11 protein-coding genes are annotated in these 13947 nt (G+C 63.9%); 6 read left to right on the top strand and 5 right to left on the bottom strand.

The window, feature by feature from the left end; translation table 11 throughout:
* Positions 1–155 precede the first annotated feature (155 nt).
* The 4 genes from JCM17207_RS12700 to JCM17207_RS12685 all read right to left on the bottom strand — a co-directional run bounded on the left by JCM17207_RS12700 (position 156) and on the right by JCM17207_RS12685 (position 5965).
* Positions 156–1106, bottom strand: a complete 951-nt coding sequence (locus tag JCM17207_RS12700; RefSeq protein ID WP_238317996.1) for an RluA family pseudouridine synthase — start codon at positions 1104–1106, stop codon at positions 156–158.
* Between the two features lie 338 nt (positions 1107–1444).
* A complete protein-coding gene (locus JCM17207_RS12695) occupies positions 1445–4000 on the bottom strand; it encodes an ATP-dependent DNA helicase (RefSeq protein WP_238317995.1) in 2556 nt (851 codons plus the stop codon).
* Positions 4001–4249: 249 nt separating this feature from the next.
* Entirely contained in the window at positions 4250–5326 is a 1077-nt protein-coding gene (locus JCM17207_RS12690; protein ID WP_238317994.1) for a hypothetical protein, read from the bottom strand.
* Between the two features lie 63 nt (positions 5327–5389).
* Positions 5390–5965 carry a uracil-DNA glycosylase gene (locus JCM17207_RS12685; RefSeq protein ID WP_238317993.1) on the bottom strand — a complete coding sequence of 192 codons (576 nt, stop codon included), beginning with the start codon at positions 5963–5965 and terminating at the stop codon, positions 5390–5392.
* Between the two features lie 440 nt (positions 5966–6405).
* Here JCM17207_RS12685 and JCM17207_RS12680 point away from each other — a divergent pair, with 440 nt between their 5' ends.
* From JCM17207_RS12680 to JCM17207_RS12665, 4 genes are all read left to right on the top strand, one after another.
* The gene (locus JCM17207_RS12680) at positions 6406–7575 is read left to right on the top strand and encodes an AI-2E family transporter (RefSeq protein ID WP_238317992.1); all 1170 of its coding nucleotides are present in this window, start codon (positions 6406–6408) and stop codon (positions 7573–7575) included.
* A 132-nt stretch (positions 7576–7707) separates the two neighbouring features.
* Positions 7708–8733, top strand: coding sequence for a phosphate acetyltransferase (pta, locus tag JCM17207_RS12675; protein WP_238317991.1), 1026 nt, complete (start codon positions 7708–7710; stop codon positions 8731–8733).
* A 310-nt stretch (positions 8734–9043) separates the two neighbouring features.
* Positions 9044–9484 (top strand): hypothetical protein, encoded by a 441-nt coding sequence (locus JCM17207_RS12670; RefSeq protein WP_238317990.1) that lies wholly within the window; start codon positions 9044–9046, stop codon positions 9482–9484.
* A 155-nt stretch (positions 9485–9639) separates the two neighbouring features.
* Positions 9640–9864: a hypothetical protein gene (locus JCM17207_RS12665; protein ID WP_238317989.1), complete on the top strand. Its 225-nt coding sequence runs from the start codon at positions 9640–9642 to the stop codon at positions 9862–9864.
* A gap of 89 nt (positions 9865–9953) precedes the next feature.
* Here the strand turns inward: JCM17207_RS12665 and JCM17207_RS12660 are convergent, their stop codons facing one another.
* On the bottom strand, positions 9954–11525 hold the full coding sequence (locus JCM17207_RS12660) for a peptide ABC transporter substrate-binding protein (RefSeq protein ID WP_238317988.1): 1572 nt from the start codon (positions 11523–11525) through the stop codon (positions 9954–9956).
* A 259-nt stretch (positions 11526–11784) separates the two neighbouring features.
* Here JCM17207_RS12660 and murD point away from each other — a divergent pair, with 259 nt between their 5' ends.
* Together murD and JCM17207_RS12650 are read left to right on the top strand one after the other, a co-directional pair.
* Positions 11785–13179 (top strand): UDP-N-acetylmuramoyl-L-alanine--D-glutamate ligase, encoded by a 1395-nt coding sequence (gene murD, locus JCM17207_RS12655; protein ID WP_238317987.1) that lies wholly within the window; start codon positions 11785–11787, stop codon positions 13177–13179.
* Entirely contained in the window at positions 13176–13937 is a 762-nt protein-coding gene (locus JCM17207_RS12650) for a GNAT family N-acetyltransferase (protein ID WP_238317986.1), read from the top strand. The genes murD and JCM17207_RS12650 overlap by 4 nt, the downstream gene beginning before the upstream one ends.
* Positions 13938–13947: the final 10 nt, after the last annotated feature.

Raw genomic sequence — 13947 nt, 5'->3', positions numbered from 1 at the left:
GCAGTAAGCTGAATTGCCCGTTTACGGGCGGGAAGTAACAAATCTTTCGCGGCTGGCAGATCGTACTTACGCGACGTGACGCGTGGCTAGTATTCTAGGGCTATGCCCGCATATGAAAAACCCCCGGCTATGCCGGGGGATCATTATTGTTGGAGTTACTTTAAGGTGCCGTCGATCACCTGGCTGTAATACCAGGGCTTGGGGGCGTGGAACACCTTGCCGCTGAGGGACTCAAACTCGGGCTGGGAGAAGCCGGGCAGAGCCAGCTCCCAGGCGCAGAGGGCCTGGTACTTGAGTTTCAGCTCCCGGTTGGCGGTGTTGTTGCCGTATTTGCTGTCCCCCAGGATGGGGCAGCCGATGCTGGCCATGTGGGCCCGGATCTGGTGGGTCCGGCCGGTGATGAGCCGGACTTTCAAAAGGGCCAGCCGCCCCGAGACCGCCACCGTCTCGTACTCGGTGCAGACCTCCTTGGCGCCGGGCTTTTTCTCCTCGATGATCCGCACGATGCCCCGGTCGGCGTCCTTGAGCAGATAGCCCCCCAGGGTGGCGGCAGGGGGCGTCGGCCGCCCGAAGGTCACGCAGAGATAGGTCTTTTTGATCTGCCGCTCCTTGATGGCCTCCAAAAAGACCTGCTCGGCCTCGGGGGTCTTGGCGATCAGTACAAGGCCGCTGGTGCCGGTGTCCAGCCGGTGGCAGAGGGCGGGCTGATAGAGGGAGTCCTCGCTGTACTGGCCCTCTTTGTTCAGCCAGAGCAGGGCCCGGTTTAAAAGGGTGTCGTCCTCGGGGCCGTCCACCGAAAGGCCGGCGGGTTTGTTCACCACCAGCAGCTGGGGGCTGTCAAACACCACCTCCGCCGGGCAGCGGGCGTTCTTCCAGGCGGGGCCGTCGCTGCGGCGGTCGGCCTCCAGAATCTCGTCCAGAATGAAGAGCTTGATCTCGTCCCCCGCCATTACCCGGGTGGAGAGGGGCTGTTTTTTGCCGTTGAGCTTGATTTTGTTCTCCCGCAAAGCCTTGTTCAGCCGCCCGGGGTTCAGGGCGGGGAACTGCTGCATCAGGTATTGGTCCAGCCGGGTGGGGGCCAGACATTTGACTTTCAGTATTTTCACAAAAACGTCCTCCGTTTGGATGGGGTTTAATATAGGCTTTTCTCTTTATTTTAGCCCATTTTCGGCGGGGCTGTCAAGATGATTTGAACCCGCCCACCCCGCCCTTTAGATGTTCCCCCTGGGGCCTGTGGCCCCGCCCCCCGTGGGGGCTCTAAGCGGAAAGCGGCTGCGACTGAGGCCGCCGCCCGGATTTGCCTGGCAGGCCCCGCAAGTCGGTCCACCTCGCGGCCCGAGAGTGCGGTTCCTGCCGTTCAAACCGTTCGGCTGCCATAGTGCAAGAGCGCGGATGCCTAAAAGGGAGTCCGGGGTCAACGCTCCCGGGCGGGTGGGAGTATCAATCATTGTTTTCCCCAAAACTCCGCCAGCGCCCCGGCCAGGGCGTCGGTGTCGGCCAGATACCGCAGATGGGCCCAGTGTCGGGGGAAGAGCCGCCGGTAAGCCCCCTGGGAAAAGCGGTCGTCCAGGAGCAGGACTACCCCTTTGTCCGCCTCGGTGCGGATCACCCGGCCCGCCGCCTGCAACACTTTGTTCATGCCGGGGTAGCGGTAGGCGAAGTCGAAGCCCGCGCCCTCTTTCTCCTCGAAGTAGCGGCGGAGCATCTCCTGCCGGGGGCTCACCTGGGGCAGGCCCACCCCCACCACGGCGCAGCCGATCAGGCGGTTGCCGGTCAGGTCCACCCCCTCGCCAAAGACGCCCCCCAGCACCGCAAAGCCCAAAAGGGTCTCGGTGGGGTCGGGGGCGAACCGCTCCAGAAAGGCCGCCCGCCCCGCCTCGTCCAGCCCCGCATCCTGGGAGAAAGAGGGAATATCCGGGTACCGGCGGGTGAAGTCCTCGTACACTTGGTTCAGATAGGCGTAGCTGGGGAAGAAGGCCAGGTAATTGCCAATTTTCCCCCGGGCCAGGGCCGCCAGGGCGTCCGAGACGGCGGCGGTGCTGGCCTCCCGGTCCCGGTAGCGGGTGGAGATCCCCGGCAGGCAGTAGAGCCCCAGGTTTTCGGGCGGGAAGGGGCTTTCCAGGGCCACGGCCCGGGCGCTCTCGCAGCCCAGCACCCGGCGGTAAAACCCCGGCGGGGTCAGGGTGGCGCTGAAGAGGGCCGCCGCCCGGCCGCAGGCCAGGCTCTCGTCCACAAAGGCCGAGGGGTCCAGGCAGAGCAGGTCGATCCGCAGCTCGCTGCCCCGGACCGTCAGCTGGGTCACCGAGTGGGAGTCGTACCGCTCGGCGGTGCGCAGCAGCTCCCGCAGGGAGAAAAAGAGATTCAAAAGGGTTTCATAGCCCGGGGCCTCGGGGTGATCCTCCAGCCACTCCTGCAAGGCGGTCATCAGGGCCTGAAGGGGCGGGAGCAGCCCGGCGGGGGGCTCGGCGAAAAAGAGCACCCCATCCTCGGCGTAGAGAGCCTCGGGCAGCGCAAAGGGCTTGGCGGCCCGGCGGGAACCCTTGGCGCCGGGGGATTCCCGGTCCTCGGCCAGCTCCCCGGCCCCGAACATCCCCAGCTGCTGGGCCTCGGCCTCGGGGGGCGTTTCGGCGGGGGCGGTCTCGGGGGCAGAGCCTTTCCGGGGGGCGCACTCGGCGCAGGCCCGGCGGACCGACAGCAGCAGCCGGTCGGCCCGCATCAGCATCCCTTTCAGCCGGCTGCCCCCGCTCAGGGCCTTGCGGGCCTCGGTGAGCTGGCTTTTGGCAAAGCTGGCGGAGTACATCTCCCGGGCCCGGTCGGGCAGGTTGTGGGCCTCGTCGATCAAAAACACCCAGTCCCCGCCCGACGCCTCGAAGAACCGCCGAAGCCGCACCACCGGGTCGAAGAGATAGTTATAGTCCCCGATCACCAGATCGCTCCACTCGCTGGCGTCCAGCCCCAGCTCAAAGGGGCAGACGGTGTGGGCCCGGGCGGCTTCCTCGATCCGGGGGCGGTCCAGGCTGCCGGGGCCGTCCAGAAGATCCGCCAGGGCGTCCTTCCGCCGATCGAAATATCCTTTGGCGTAGGGGCAGAGGTCGGGGATGCAGACCGGCCGCCCGGCTTCGTTTTTGGCTAGGCAAACTTTCTCCTTGGCGGTGAGGGTGATGCTCCGCAGCCGCAGCCCGGGGGATGCCCGCCGCAGCTGGGCCACCGCCTCCTCGGCGGCGGTGCGGGCGGTGGTGCGGGCCGTCAGATAAAACAGCTTGTCGCCGTGGCCCTCCCCCAGAGCTTTCAGGGCGGGGAAGAGGGCGCTCATGGTCTTGCCGGTGCCGGTGGGGGCCTGGCAGAACAGGCGGGTGCCGCTTTTGGCCTCCGTGCGGCCCTGGCGGCAGGCCCGATAGATCTCCCCGGCCAGGGCCCGCTGCCCCGGGCGGTAGGCCGGGTAGGGGAAGGTGAGCGCGTTTAAACTGCCCGTCCGCTGGGCGGCCCAGTCCAGCTGCCGCCGGGCCCAGGGGACGTAGTCGGCCAGCAGCCGGTCAAGAAATTCCTCCAGCTCTCCCCGGGTGAAACGCCGGGTGAACCGGAGGATTTTTTCTTCGTCGATCTGGAAATAGGTCAGCCGGACCGAGAGGGTGTCTAACCCCTGCTGCCCGGCGTAGATGGCCCCGTAGACCATCCCTTGGGCCCAGTGGCAGGGGTTCATCTCCTCGGTGATCTCGGCCGAGGGGCGGGCGGTGGTCTTGATCTCGTCGATGACGGTCTGGCCGTCCTCCTCAAAGATGCCGTCGGCCCGGCCCTCCAGGGTGTATTCGACGCCGCCCACGGTGCGGGTGAGGGTCAGGGGCACCTCGGCGCGGTAGCCCTCGCCCGCCTGTTTCTGGAGCCGGCGGTGGATCCGGGCCCCCTCGTTGGCCCGGTCGAACCCGGCGAACCGGCTGTCGATGTCGCCCCGCTGCATGAGAAATTCCACCAGCTGCCGGATGGCCAGCCGTATCTGAGCCAAAGGTTTCACCTCCGTGTGGGTTGAACGTCAAAGGAATTACAAATTTTCCGATCCAACCGCAGAGCCTGGCGGCTGGGTGGGGGCATGGGGGCAACAACAGTGACCGCCGCCAGTGGCGGAAACAGGGAGCTGTTGTTGGCGCCGCGCTCTGATTTGTGCAAGCATCCGCAAGGGTGCGCCGCAGAAATCAGCCAGCGCAAGAGAGCAGGAGCTCCCATACATCGAAAGGGAGGGTGGGCGGGTTAAAAATCACAATCCCATCAGGGCGGCACAGTCCCGGGTGACCTTTTCCACCGCGCCGAAATCCACCGCCGCACGGTAATAGCTCTCCAGCTCGTCGTGGCAGGCCTTGGCCTGGGCCATCAGAGCCACCGCCTGCTGGATCAGCTCCTGGGCGGCCCGGGTGTTGAACCGCAGCCGGGCCCGGTACCCCGCCAGATTCTCCTGGTCCAGGAATCGGGCGCAGCGGACACTCTGCTGGCCGGGCAGGGAGACCGGGTGCCAGCTGTTGTCGGTCAAAAAGGCCAGCCGCAGGGCCGGGATAAAGATGTGGTCGATCTTCTCGTCCGGGTGCATGGCACAGGGGCAGGTGATGATCTCATACCCCCGGATCAGGGCCTCGGCCCGGATCAGCTCCAGCAGCAGCCGGGACACCGCCCCATATTCGTCCCGGAAAACGATGGCCTTGTCGGCCAGGGCGGCGGCGGTGCTGGAATAGAACACCGGGCCCTTGGGGGTGATGGCCGAGAGCAGCCGCAGCTGTTCGGCGGGCTGGCGGCCGGTGCGGGGCAGCAGCCGGGCGCAGAGCCGCTTGACGTAGCGGCGCACCTTCTCGAAGTTGGTGCTGCAGGCGGCGGTGCGGCGGCTGTCCAGCACGAGACTGCCCGCTGAGGTGATATACCGGGCGGCCCGGCTCCGCAGGGCGGCGTTCTTCTCGAACAGGGCCTTGATCTCGGCCTTGTTCTTCCGCAGGGCGGCGGTGTCCAGGGTGTGGTAAAGGCTCACCACAACCTCGTCGGCGCCGGGGGCGGCGGGTTCCAGGGTGTGGGGGGCGGTGGCGTCCACAATGGCGGCCTTTTTCTCGCAGAAGACCACCCCGTCCAGGCTGTCGGGGTCGCTGGAACAGTGGATGCACTGGACCGGCCCGCCGGACATCTGGGCCAGACGCTTCATCAGGGTGGATTTGCCGCAGCCGGGCCCGCTTTTGACCAGATACATCTGGGTGCCGGGCTCCCGGCGCAGCTCCTCAAAATACCCCCGGAACCCCGCCGGAGTGGTGGTTCCAAGGAAAAAATCAACGGATTTTGGATAAAGATTTTCCATCATCAGAGCACCTCGCTTTTGGCATAAGGTATGCAAAAGCGGGCGGCCCTGCTACAAAAGGGCCCCTCAGGGGGCGGGGTAGGTGTGGGTGCAGACGGCCTGGATCTTCTCCCGCAGGGCTACAAAATCGGCGAAGGCCTCGGGCTTGTTCTGGCCCTGGCGGAGCAGGGCCGCGGGGTGGAAGGTGCCCATAAAGAGCACGCCCCCTTTCTCAAAGAACTGGCCGTGCTGTTTGGTCACCGAGAAATTGGGGTCGATCATCTGTTTGGCGGCCACCCGGCCCAGGCAGACCACGATCTTGGGCCGCAAAAGCCGGAACTGTTCCCGCAGCCAGGGCATACAGGCGGCGCTCTCCTCGGGGAGAGGGTCCCGGTTCTGGGGCGGGCGGCATTTGACGATGTTGGCGATATAGCAGTTTTTGTTCCGGTCCAGGTCGATGGCGAAGAGGTATTTATCCAGCAGCTGGCCGCTCCGCCCCACAAAGGGCAGGCCCTGCTCGTCCTCGCTCTGGCCGGGGCCCTCGCCCACAAAAAGCACTTCGGCGTCGGGCACCCCCTGACCAAAGACAACGTGCTGCCGTGTCTCGGCCAGCGGGCAGCGGGTACAGGTCAGGCACTGGGCCTGCAAGGTTTCAAAATCCATCCGAAGGATCATCCTCTCTGTGCAAAGTGTGGGAAACATCCGGGTTAAATATAGCACAACCCACGGCGTTTTTTCAATCGCGCTTTTTTATCCGCGCTTTTTTATCCGCGCCGTAACTTGGTGCAGACCGGCAGGTCTGCGCCGCGACAGCTTTTAGTCCGCGCCGTAACGTTGTGAGGACCGGCAGGTCCGCGTCGCGACAGTTTTTCGTCCGCGCCGTAACTTGGTGCGAGCCGGCAGCCCTGCGCCGCGACAGCTTTGGGTTCGATGGGGCCCAGGGTCTTTTTTGACTACGAATGAGCAGGTGTCTCGATTTCTGTAAACTTTCTCCAAACAACCCGCCCCGGGCCTTGACCCGCGGGGGAAAATGGGGCAATATTAAAGAGTATAGCCTGTTGGGGGCGGCGTGGGCCGCCGCGGGCTGTTATGAGGAGTATAAAATGGACAAACAAATGAAACAAGTGGCCGCCATCGTCTTTGGCGGCATCGGATTTTATTTTGCGCTGACCCATTTCCAGGTGTTGGCGGGGTGGATCGCCCGGCTGCTGGCCATCTTCCTGCCGGTCTTGGTGGGGGGCATCCTGGCCTTCTTTTTGAATGTGCCTATGTCCGGCATCGAGCGGGGGCTTCAGCGGGCCTTCGCTTCCCGAAAGAAGAACAAACGGACCAAGTGGACCCGCCCGGTCAGCCTGGTGCTGACCTTTTTGTGCATCATCGCCGTCTTTGCGGTGGGGGTGAGCATGCTGGTGCCCGAGCTCTCCCGCTCGGTGATGGCGGTATATGAGCAGATCCAGCTCAGCCTGCCCAAGCTGCTGGACTGGATGCAGCAGAGCGGCATCGACACCGGCATGCTGGAAGCCCAGCTGGCCCTGATCGACTTTAAGGAGCTGCTGGGCCAGGTGGCCAACAGCGCCGGCACCGTGATGGGCACGGTGATGGGGGCGGTCACCGCCACCGTGTCGGTCTTTTCCACGGCGCTGTTCTCCCTGGTGGTGGCCATCTATATCCTGATGGACAAAGAGAACCTCTCCCGCCAGTGCAAAAAACTGCTCTTTGCCTATCTGCGGCCCGACGACGCTCGGCTGATCCTCCATGTCTGCAACCTGACCCGGGATATTTTCAGCAAATTCCTGTCCGGCCAGGTGGTGGAGTCCCTGGTCCTGGGCAGTCTGATGTTCGTGGCCCTCTCCCTGGCCAAGCTGCCCTACGCCAGCCTGATCGCGGTGCTGACCACCGTCTGCGCCTTTATCCCGTATGTGGGCGCCTTTATCTCCTGCGGCATCGGCGTGCTGCTGACCCTGATGGTCAACCCCATGCAGGCGGTGCTCTGCCTGGTGGTCTATCAGGTGGTTCAGTTCATTGAAAACCAGTTCATCTACCCCCGTGTGGTGGGCAGCTCGGTGGGCCTGTCCGCCCTGTGGACCATCGTGGCGGTCCTGGTGGGCGGCGAGGCCATGGGCATTTTGGGCATGATCTTCTTCATCCCCTGCACTGCGGTGATCTATACCCTGGTGCGGGAGGGCACCAACCGCCGGCTGGAGCGGCTCCGGGCCGCCGCCGCCCAGACCCCCGCCGAGCCGGAAACCCCGGACCAAACCCCCGAAAATTGAGCCCTTCGGCAGAATCCGGCGGTTTTTATCTTGAAGTTTTTGGCGCTTGTGTTAGAATAAGAGAGAAAGAGTCTCTTGTTTTAAGAGGTTTTTGGATTAGAATTTGGAACGTATGTTGGAGGTATTCTGAGTATGGCTGATATGTTTGCACCGCTCGTAGAGCAGCTGAAGGCAAACCCCAAGACGATTGTTTTTACCGAGGGCAATGACCCCCGTATCCTGGAGGCTGCCAGCAAGCTGCTGGCCGAGAAGATCCTGAAGGTTGTCATGGTGGGCAACCAGGCCGAGTGCGAGGCCGCAGCCGCAGCGGGCGGTTTTGACATCTCCGGCGCCGAGATCATCGACCCCGAGAACTACGCCGGCTTTGACGAGATGGTCAAGACCATGGTGGAGCTGCGCAAGGGCAAGATGTCCGCTGAGGAGTGCACCGCTCTGCTCAAGAAGTCCAACTACTTCGGCACCATGCTGGTGAAGATGGGCAAGGCCGACTGCCTGCTGGGCGGCGCCACCTACTCCACCGCCGACACCGTCCGCCCCGCGCTCCAGCTCATCAAGACCAAGAAGGGCGCCCACCTGGTCAGCTCCTGCTTCATCCTGGACCGCGACTTCGGCGACGAGGGCCTGAAGCGGATCGCCATGGGCGACTGCGCCATCAACATCGACTACCAGGACACCGTGGACAAGGCCACCGGCGAGGTGACCCTCTCCGCCGCCGACAAGCTGGCTGAGGTTGTGGTGGAGACCGCCAAGACCGCCGCCATCTTCGGCATCGACCCCAAGGTCGCTGTGCTGAGCTTCTCCACCAAGGGCTCCGGCAAGGGCGGCACCGTGGCTCTGAGCCACGACGCCACCGCCAAGGCCCAGGCTCTGGCCCCCGAGCTGGCCATCGACGGCGAGCTGCAGTTCGACGCCGCCGTCTCCCCCGAGGTGGCCAAGACCAAGTGCAAGGGCAGCGCCGTGGCTGGCCAGGCCAACACCTTCATCTTCCCCTGCATCGAGGCCGGCAACATCGGCTATAAGATCGCCCAGCGTCTGGGCGGCTATGCCGCTTACGGCCCCATCCTCCAGGGTCTGAACGCCCCCATCAACGACCTGTCCCGCGGCTGCAACGCCGACGAGGTCTACAAGATGAGCCTGATCACCGCCTGCCAGTCCTGATAAGAGCCCGACCGAAATACACCCCCGGGAACGAAAACGGTTTTCCGGAGAAAAGCCGGGGGGCAGACTGCACGGACTTAAGGCAAAAAGGAACATTTTTTCGTGGCGGAACGAGACGGAAAAATCAATAATAGAACGTTCCTTCGATTGTTTTTTGATTGCGTTGATCCGCTGTGCGGGTGAACGATAAACAGACGATGGCTTGTTGTTTTTTGCCGGGTATGGTATAATCGCCTCAACTTATTGCCTGTTTTGGCAGGGGATAGGTGCGTAAATGGATCAATGTGAACATACGAGAGGAGAATTTAACATGGAAGCGACTCGTTCCAATCTGATTGCAATGCCTGCCTGCTACGCGGTTGTTACCGAGGAAGAAATGGTCTATCTGGAGGGTGGTGCGTTCTCCATCACCAAGGAGGATGTGATCCGGTTCGGTGTTACCTTTACCCACAACCTCGCCATGGTGGTCGGCAGCCTTTCTTTGACGATGGGCGTCAATACTGTGACCAAGAGCATTTCCAACATGGGTTTTTCCCTGGGTATGCAGAGCATTTTCAACACCATTGCCGGTTTTAACGGCTGGCAGATGGCGGCACTGGTGGGCTGCACGGCCTGTGCTGCTTACTATGTGACCCTCCAGGTGATGCAGATTGTGGCTCTCGTGAAGGCGATCGGCCAGTCCATCCAGGAGACGGTTCAGCAGGTTCAGCAGAACCAGGCCCAGGCTCAGGGCCAGGCGGTTGCTGCCTGATGACTCTGCTCTGAGGTGACTGTCTGCGCGAGCAGAGGTTTGCTCGGTCTGATTTCCATACTCTCTTTCAGCCAGTAGGGTACAGTTTGGGAAAGGAGACTTTTATGCAAAATTTACGGATGCCAGAAAGTTATAACCTTGTTTCGCAAGATGAAATGTATTCTATTACAGGCGGTGGAGCAGTCGGGGATGCGGTGAGCGCATTTTTGGATAACATTCACCTGCTGGATGTGTTCCTTGGCTCGTCCATCCTGTTCGTCAGCTTTACCTTTGCGCCCCAGCTGTTGTTCGACGCAGTCCGGTCGGTGTTCAGCTTCGCTATGGAGGTCACCGACGGGATTCAGAACCTGTTTGGGCAGCTGCTGGGCCTCCGCTCCTGAGTGAGTAAGGATCAACAAAACATAAAACCAGGCGGTTCCCTTGCCTTTGGGCTGGGGAACCGCCTGGTTTTTATTTGCGTGCGTGCGGGTTATTCGCGGGTGGTATAGGTCAGATCCAGCAGGGGGCCGTAGGGGTCAAAGACCAGCCCCTCCACCCCGTCGGCGATGAGCAGCCGTTTCTGCTGGGCGAAGAGGGGCAGCAGGGCACAATCGTCCACCAGCTGCGCTTCGGCCTGGGCCAGCAGAGCGCAGCGGGCCGCGCCGGTGGCGTTCAGGCTCTGGTCCAGCAGGGCGGCGAAATGGGGGTTATCGTACCGGGTCAGCCCCTCGGGGGAGAATTGGCTCAAAAGGCCGTAGACGCTGTTGCTCTCGGCGGTCACCGGCACCAGGGCGATGGTGTAATCCCCCTCGGCCAGACGCTGGGCGAAGTCAGCCGCCTCGGCTTCCTCCACCGAGAAGAAGAGGCTGAGCTCCTTCTGCCAAAAACTGTTGATCTGCTCGGCGGTGGAGATCAGCCCGCTGCCGGTGGGCAGCAGGATCGTCACCCCGGCCAGATCCAGCGCGGGGTCGGCGGCCAGCGCCGCCCGGTAGAGGCCCGCGGCATCCCCCAGGCTGGGCATGGCGTTGCCGGCCTGCTCCCGGTAATCCAGGCCATCCACCGTCAGCCCGTCGGGCACCAGCCCCTGGGCGGCGGTGTAAAGGGCCGAGTCGGGTTGGTAGTCCGCGTCCAGGGCGGCGGCGGAGAGAGCCTGCCGCAGGAGGGCCGAGTCCAGCGCCTCGCAGTTGAACACCAGGCACCAGGTGGTGTCGGAGTAGGAGACGGACCGCAGGGCGGTGGGGGCGGCGGTATCGTCCAGGGCGGCGGAACACCGCTCATTGAGGATCAGTTCTTCAGCGGACTGACCGGCGGCGCCGGTGTTCTGGACCAGCCGCAGGCTGTCGATCCGGGTGCCGTCGGCGGCCCGCCAGAGGAACAACCCGCTGGAGGTCCAGTTGTAGAGGTAAAAGCTGCCGCTGGAAAGGGTGGAAGAGGCCGTCAGCCCATAGGTGCCCCGGGTGCCGAGGAAAAACTCCTCGTCGCAGGGCATGGCCCCGGGCAGGGTCAGCTTGTGGAGAAAGCCGTCGTCCGGCTGGCTGAGGGTAAAAACCACCGTCCGCTCGTCGGGGGCGGACACCCCCAGGGCAGAAACATCCATCTGCCCCGCCAGGATGGCGGCGGCGTTCTCCAGGGCCGAGAACTCGGCGGCGTAGGGGGAGCGGGTCTCGGGCAGGAACACCCGCTGGAAGGCGTAGACAAAATCCTCGGCGGTGATGGCGTATTCGGTGGGCTCGCCCTTGGCGGCAGTGTAGGTCAGCCCATCCCGGAGGGTGAAGGTGTACCGCAGCCCGTCGGCCGAGACGCTCCAGCTCTCGCACAGATCGTTCTGGAGCTGGCCGTCGGGGCCCAGCCGGAGCAGCCCGCCGTAGAGGTTTTTGCAGGCGATGACGTCGGCGGGGGCCGAGGCCACCTGGGGGTCGAGGTTCGAGGGGATCTCCTCCACAAACCAGGTGAAGCTGTTGGAGGCGTCGCCGCAGCCCGCCAGCCCCAGCACCAGGGCGGCGGCCAGCGCCAGGGCCAGCCAGCGGGAGAATCTATGTAAAATCTTCTGCAAGACAAACATCCTTTCGTTGAAGCGTTGAACCAGGGGGCTGCGCGGACGGGCGAGGGCGCCCTAAGAGAATGTAGCTTCGTCAAAAAGCCCCAATGGCTCCAGTGTAGCAGAAATGCTCAAAAAATACAATCTGATTTTGTGTAATTTGAGCGCCTGTTTTTGAAATTTCGTTGCCAATCGCACCCAAAAAGACTATAATAGAACAGTATGATTTTCCGCGGCGCAAAAATGCGCTGTGCAGATACAATATGGAGGAGGCATTCTTTTTATGCAGCAGGAACAGCAGCGCCTGGCCGATCTGGTGCGGGGCAAGCGGGTGGCGTTCATCGGCGCGGGGGTCAGCCATAAAACCCTGATCCGTGAGTTTGTGGAACTGGGGGCCGAGGTCACCCTCTGCGACCGGAAAAACTCGGTGGAGGAGTTCGGCGACTACGCCGAGACCATCCGCTCCCTGGGCATCCGCCTGAGCCTGGGCGAACACTATATGGACGGCTTTGCGGGCCAGGACATCATCCTGCGGACCCCCGGCTTCGAGTTCTACCAGAAGCCGCTCCAGGACGCCATCGCGGCGGGCACGATGGTCACCAGCGAGGTGGAGCTGTTCTTCGACTTCTGCCCCTGCGAGATCGTGGCGGTCACCGGCAGCGACGGCAAAACCACCACCACCACCCTCATCAGCGAGTTCTTTAAAGCTGCGGGCCGCCGGGTCCACCTGGGCGGCAACATCGGCGCGGCCCTGCTGCCCATGCTGCCGGACGTCCGCCCCGACGACGTGGCGGTGGTGGAGCTGTCCAGCTTCCAGCTCATCAGCATGCGCAAGAGCCCCAAGGTGGCCGTGGTCACCAACGTGACCCCCAACCACCTGGACCACCACAAGGATATGCAGGAGTATATCGACGCCAAGCGGAACATCCTGCTCTACCAGGATGCCAGCTGCCGGGCGGTGCTGGGCTACGAGAACCCCATCTCCCACGCCATGGAGGCCGACTGCAAGGGCCAGCAGGTCTGGTTCACCCGGCTCCACGAGACCGACAACGGCGCTTTCCTGCGGGAGGACGGGATGCTCTGCATGGCCGAGAACGGGGTGGTGACCCCCTTCCTGGCCCAGAAGGACGTCAAGCTCCGGGGCCTGCACAACATCGAGAACCTGCTGGCCGCCGCCGCGGCGGTCTGGGGCCGGGTGCCGGTGGAGGCCATCCAGAAGGTGGGTTCCACCTTTACCGGGGTGGAACACCGGATCGAGCCGGTGCGGGTGCTGGACGGCGTCACCTATTATAACGATTCCATCGCTTCCAGTCCCACACGGACCATCGCGGGGCTGCGGAGCTTCGACCAGAAGATCATCCTGATCGCCGGCGGCTACGATAAGAAGATCCCCTATGAGCCCCTGGCCCCCGAGATCCTGGCCCATGTGAAAGTCCTGGTGCTGATGGGCGCCACCGGCCCCCGGATCGAGAAAGCCGTCCGGGAGCTGCCCGCGTTCGCCGAGAGCGGCCTCGAGATCCTCCACGCCGAGAGCATGGAGCAGGCGGTGGCTCTGGCCCGGGCGGCGGCCAAACCCGGCGACGTGGTCAGCCTGTCGCCCGCCAGCGCCTCCTTCGACCTCTACCCCAACTTTGAGGTCCGGGGCCGCCACTACAAGCAGATCGTCAACAGCCTGTGATCGCCCGGGCGGATACCCCCGCCCGGCGGGGGCGGTTCCGGTCGGCCTGCCGGGAGGTCCCTTATTATGGGGCCATCCTGCCTTTGGAACACGCCCTCTTCGGCAGGAGCCAGCCGGGCCGCTTTTACGCCGGGCCCACCCTGGCGCTGGACCTGGGCAGCCGGACGGCGGTGGCCCTGGGCCACGCCAACCCCGAGGAGCTGGCCGGCTTTCTGGCCTTCGGCGGGGTGGAGCGGCTGATCGCCGACGGCCCGGCCCCGGCGGGGTGGGGGAGGGACGAAACCCTCCGCCTCTTCGGCCTCGGGGCGGGGCGGGCGCTGCCCCTGCCCCCGGCGGAGGAAAAACTCTGGGCCGCCCTGACCTGGAACGACGCCCCCCGGCCCATGGATTTGGCGAAGTTTCTCTACCCCCAGGACACCGCCCAGCGGGACGACTTTTATTCAGCCCTTTGCACCAAGCACAGCCGGGGGCTGGCCCGGGCCTGGACCCTGGAAGAGGCGGGGAACATCCGCTGCACTGTGGGGGCCTACGCCCTCTGGGGCGGAGAGGCCGCCCTGGCCTGCGGGATGACCGACCCCGCCCTGCGGGGAAAGGGGATCGGCGGGCGGCTGATCGCAAAGGCCGCCAACGCCCTGGCCGCCGAGGGCTACCGGGTGAGCTTTCTCTGCCGGGAAGAACGGGTCCGCTTTTATACCCGGCTGGGGTTTGAACCCCTGGGGGCCCTGGCCCTCTACACCCCCGGCCACACAGAACCATAAAAACAAGAGG

It is taken from the genome of Faecalibacterium gallinarum, from assembly GCF_022180365.1.
Lineage (GTDB): Bacteria > Bacillota > Clostridia > Oscillospirales > Ruminococcaceae > Faecalibacterium > Faecalibacterium gallinarum.
Note: the sequence above shows the minus strand (reverse complement) of the source record. Positions and strands in the feature narration are given on the sequence as shown.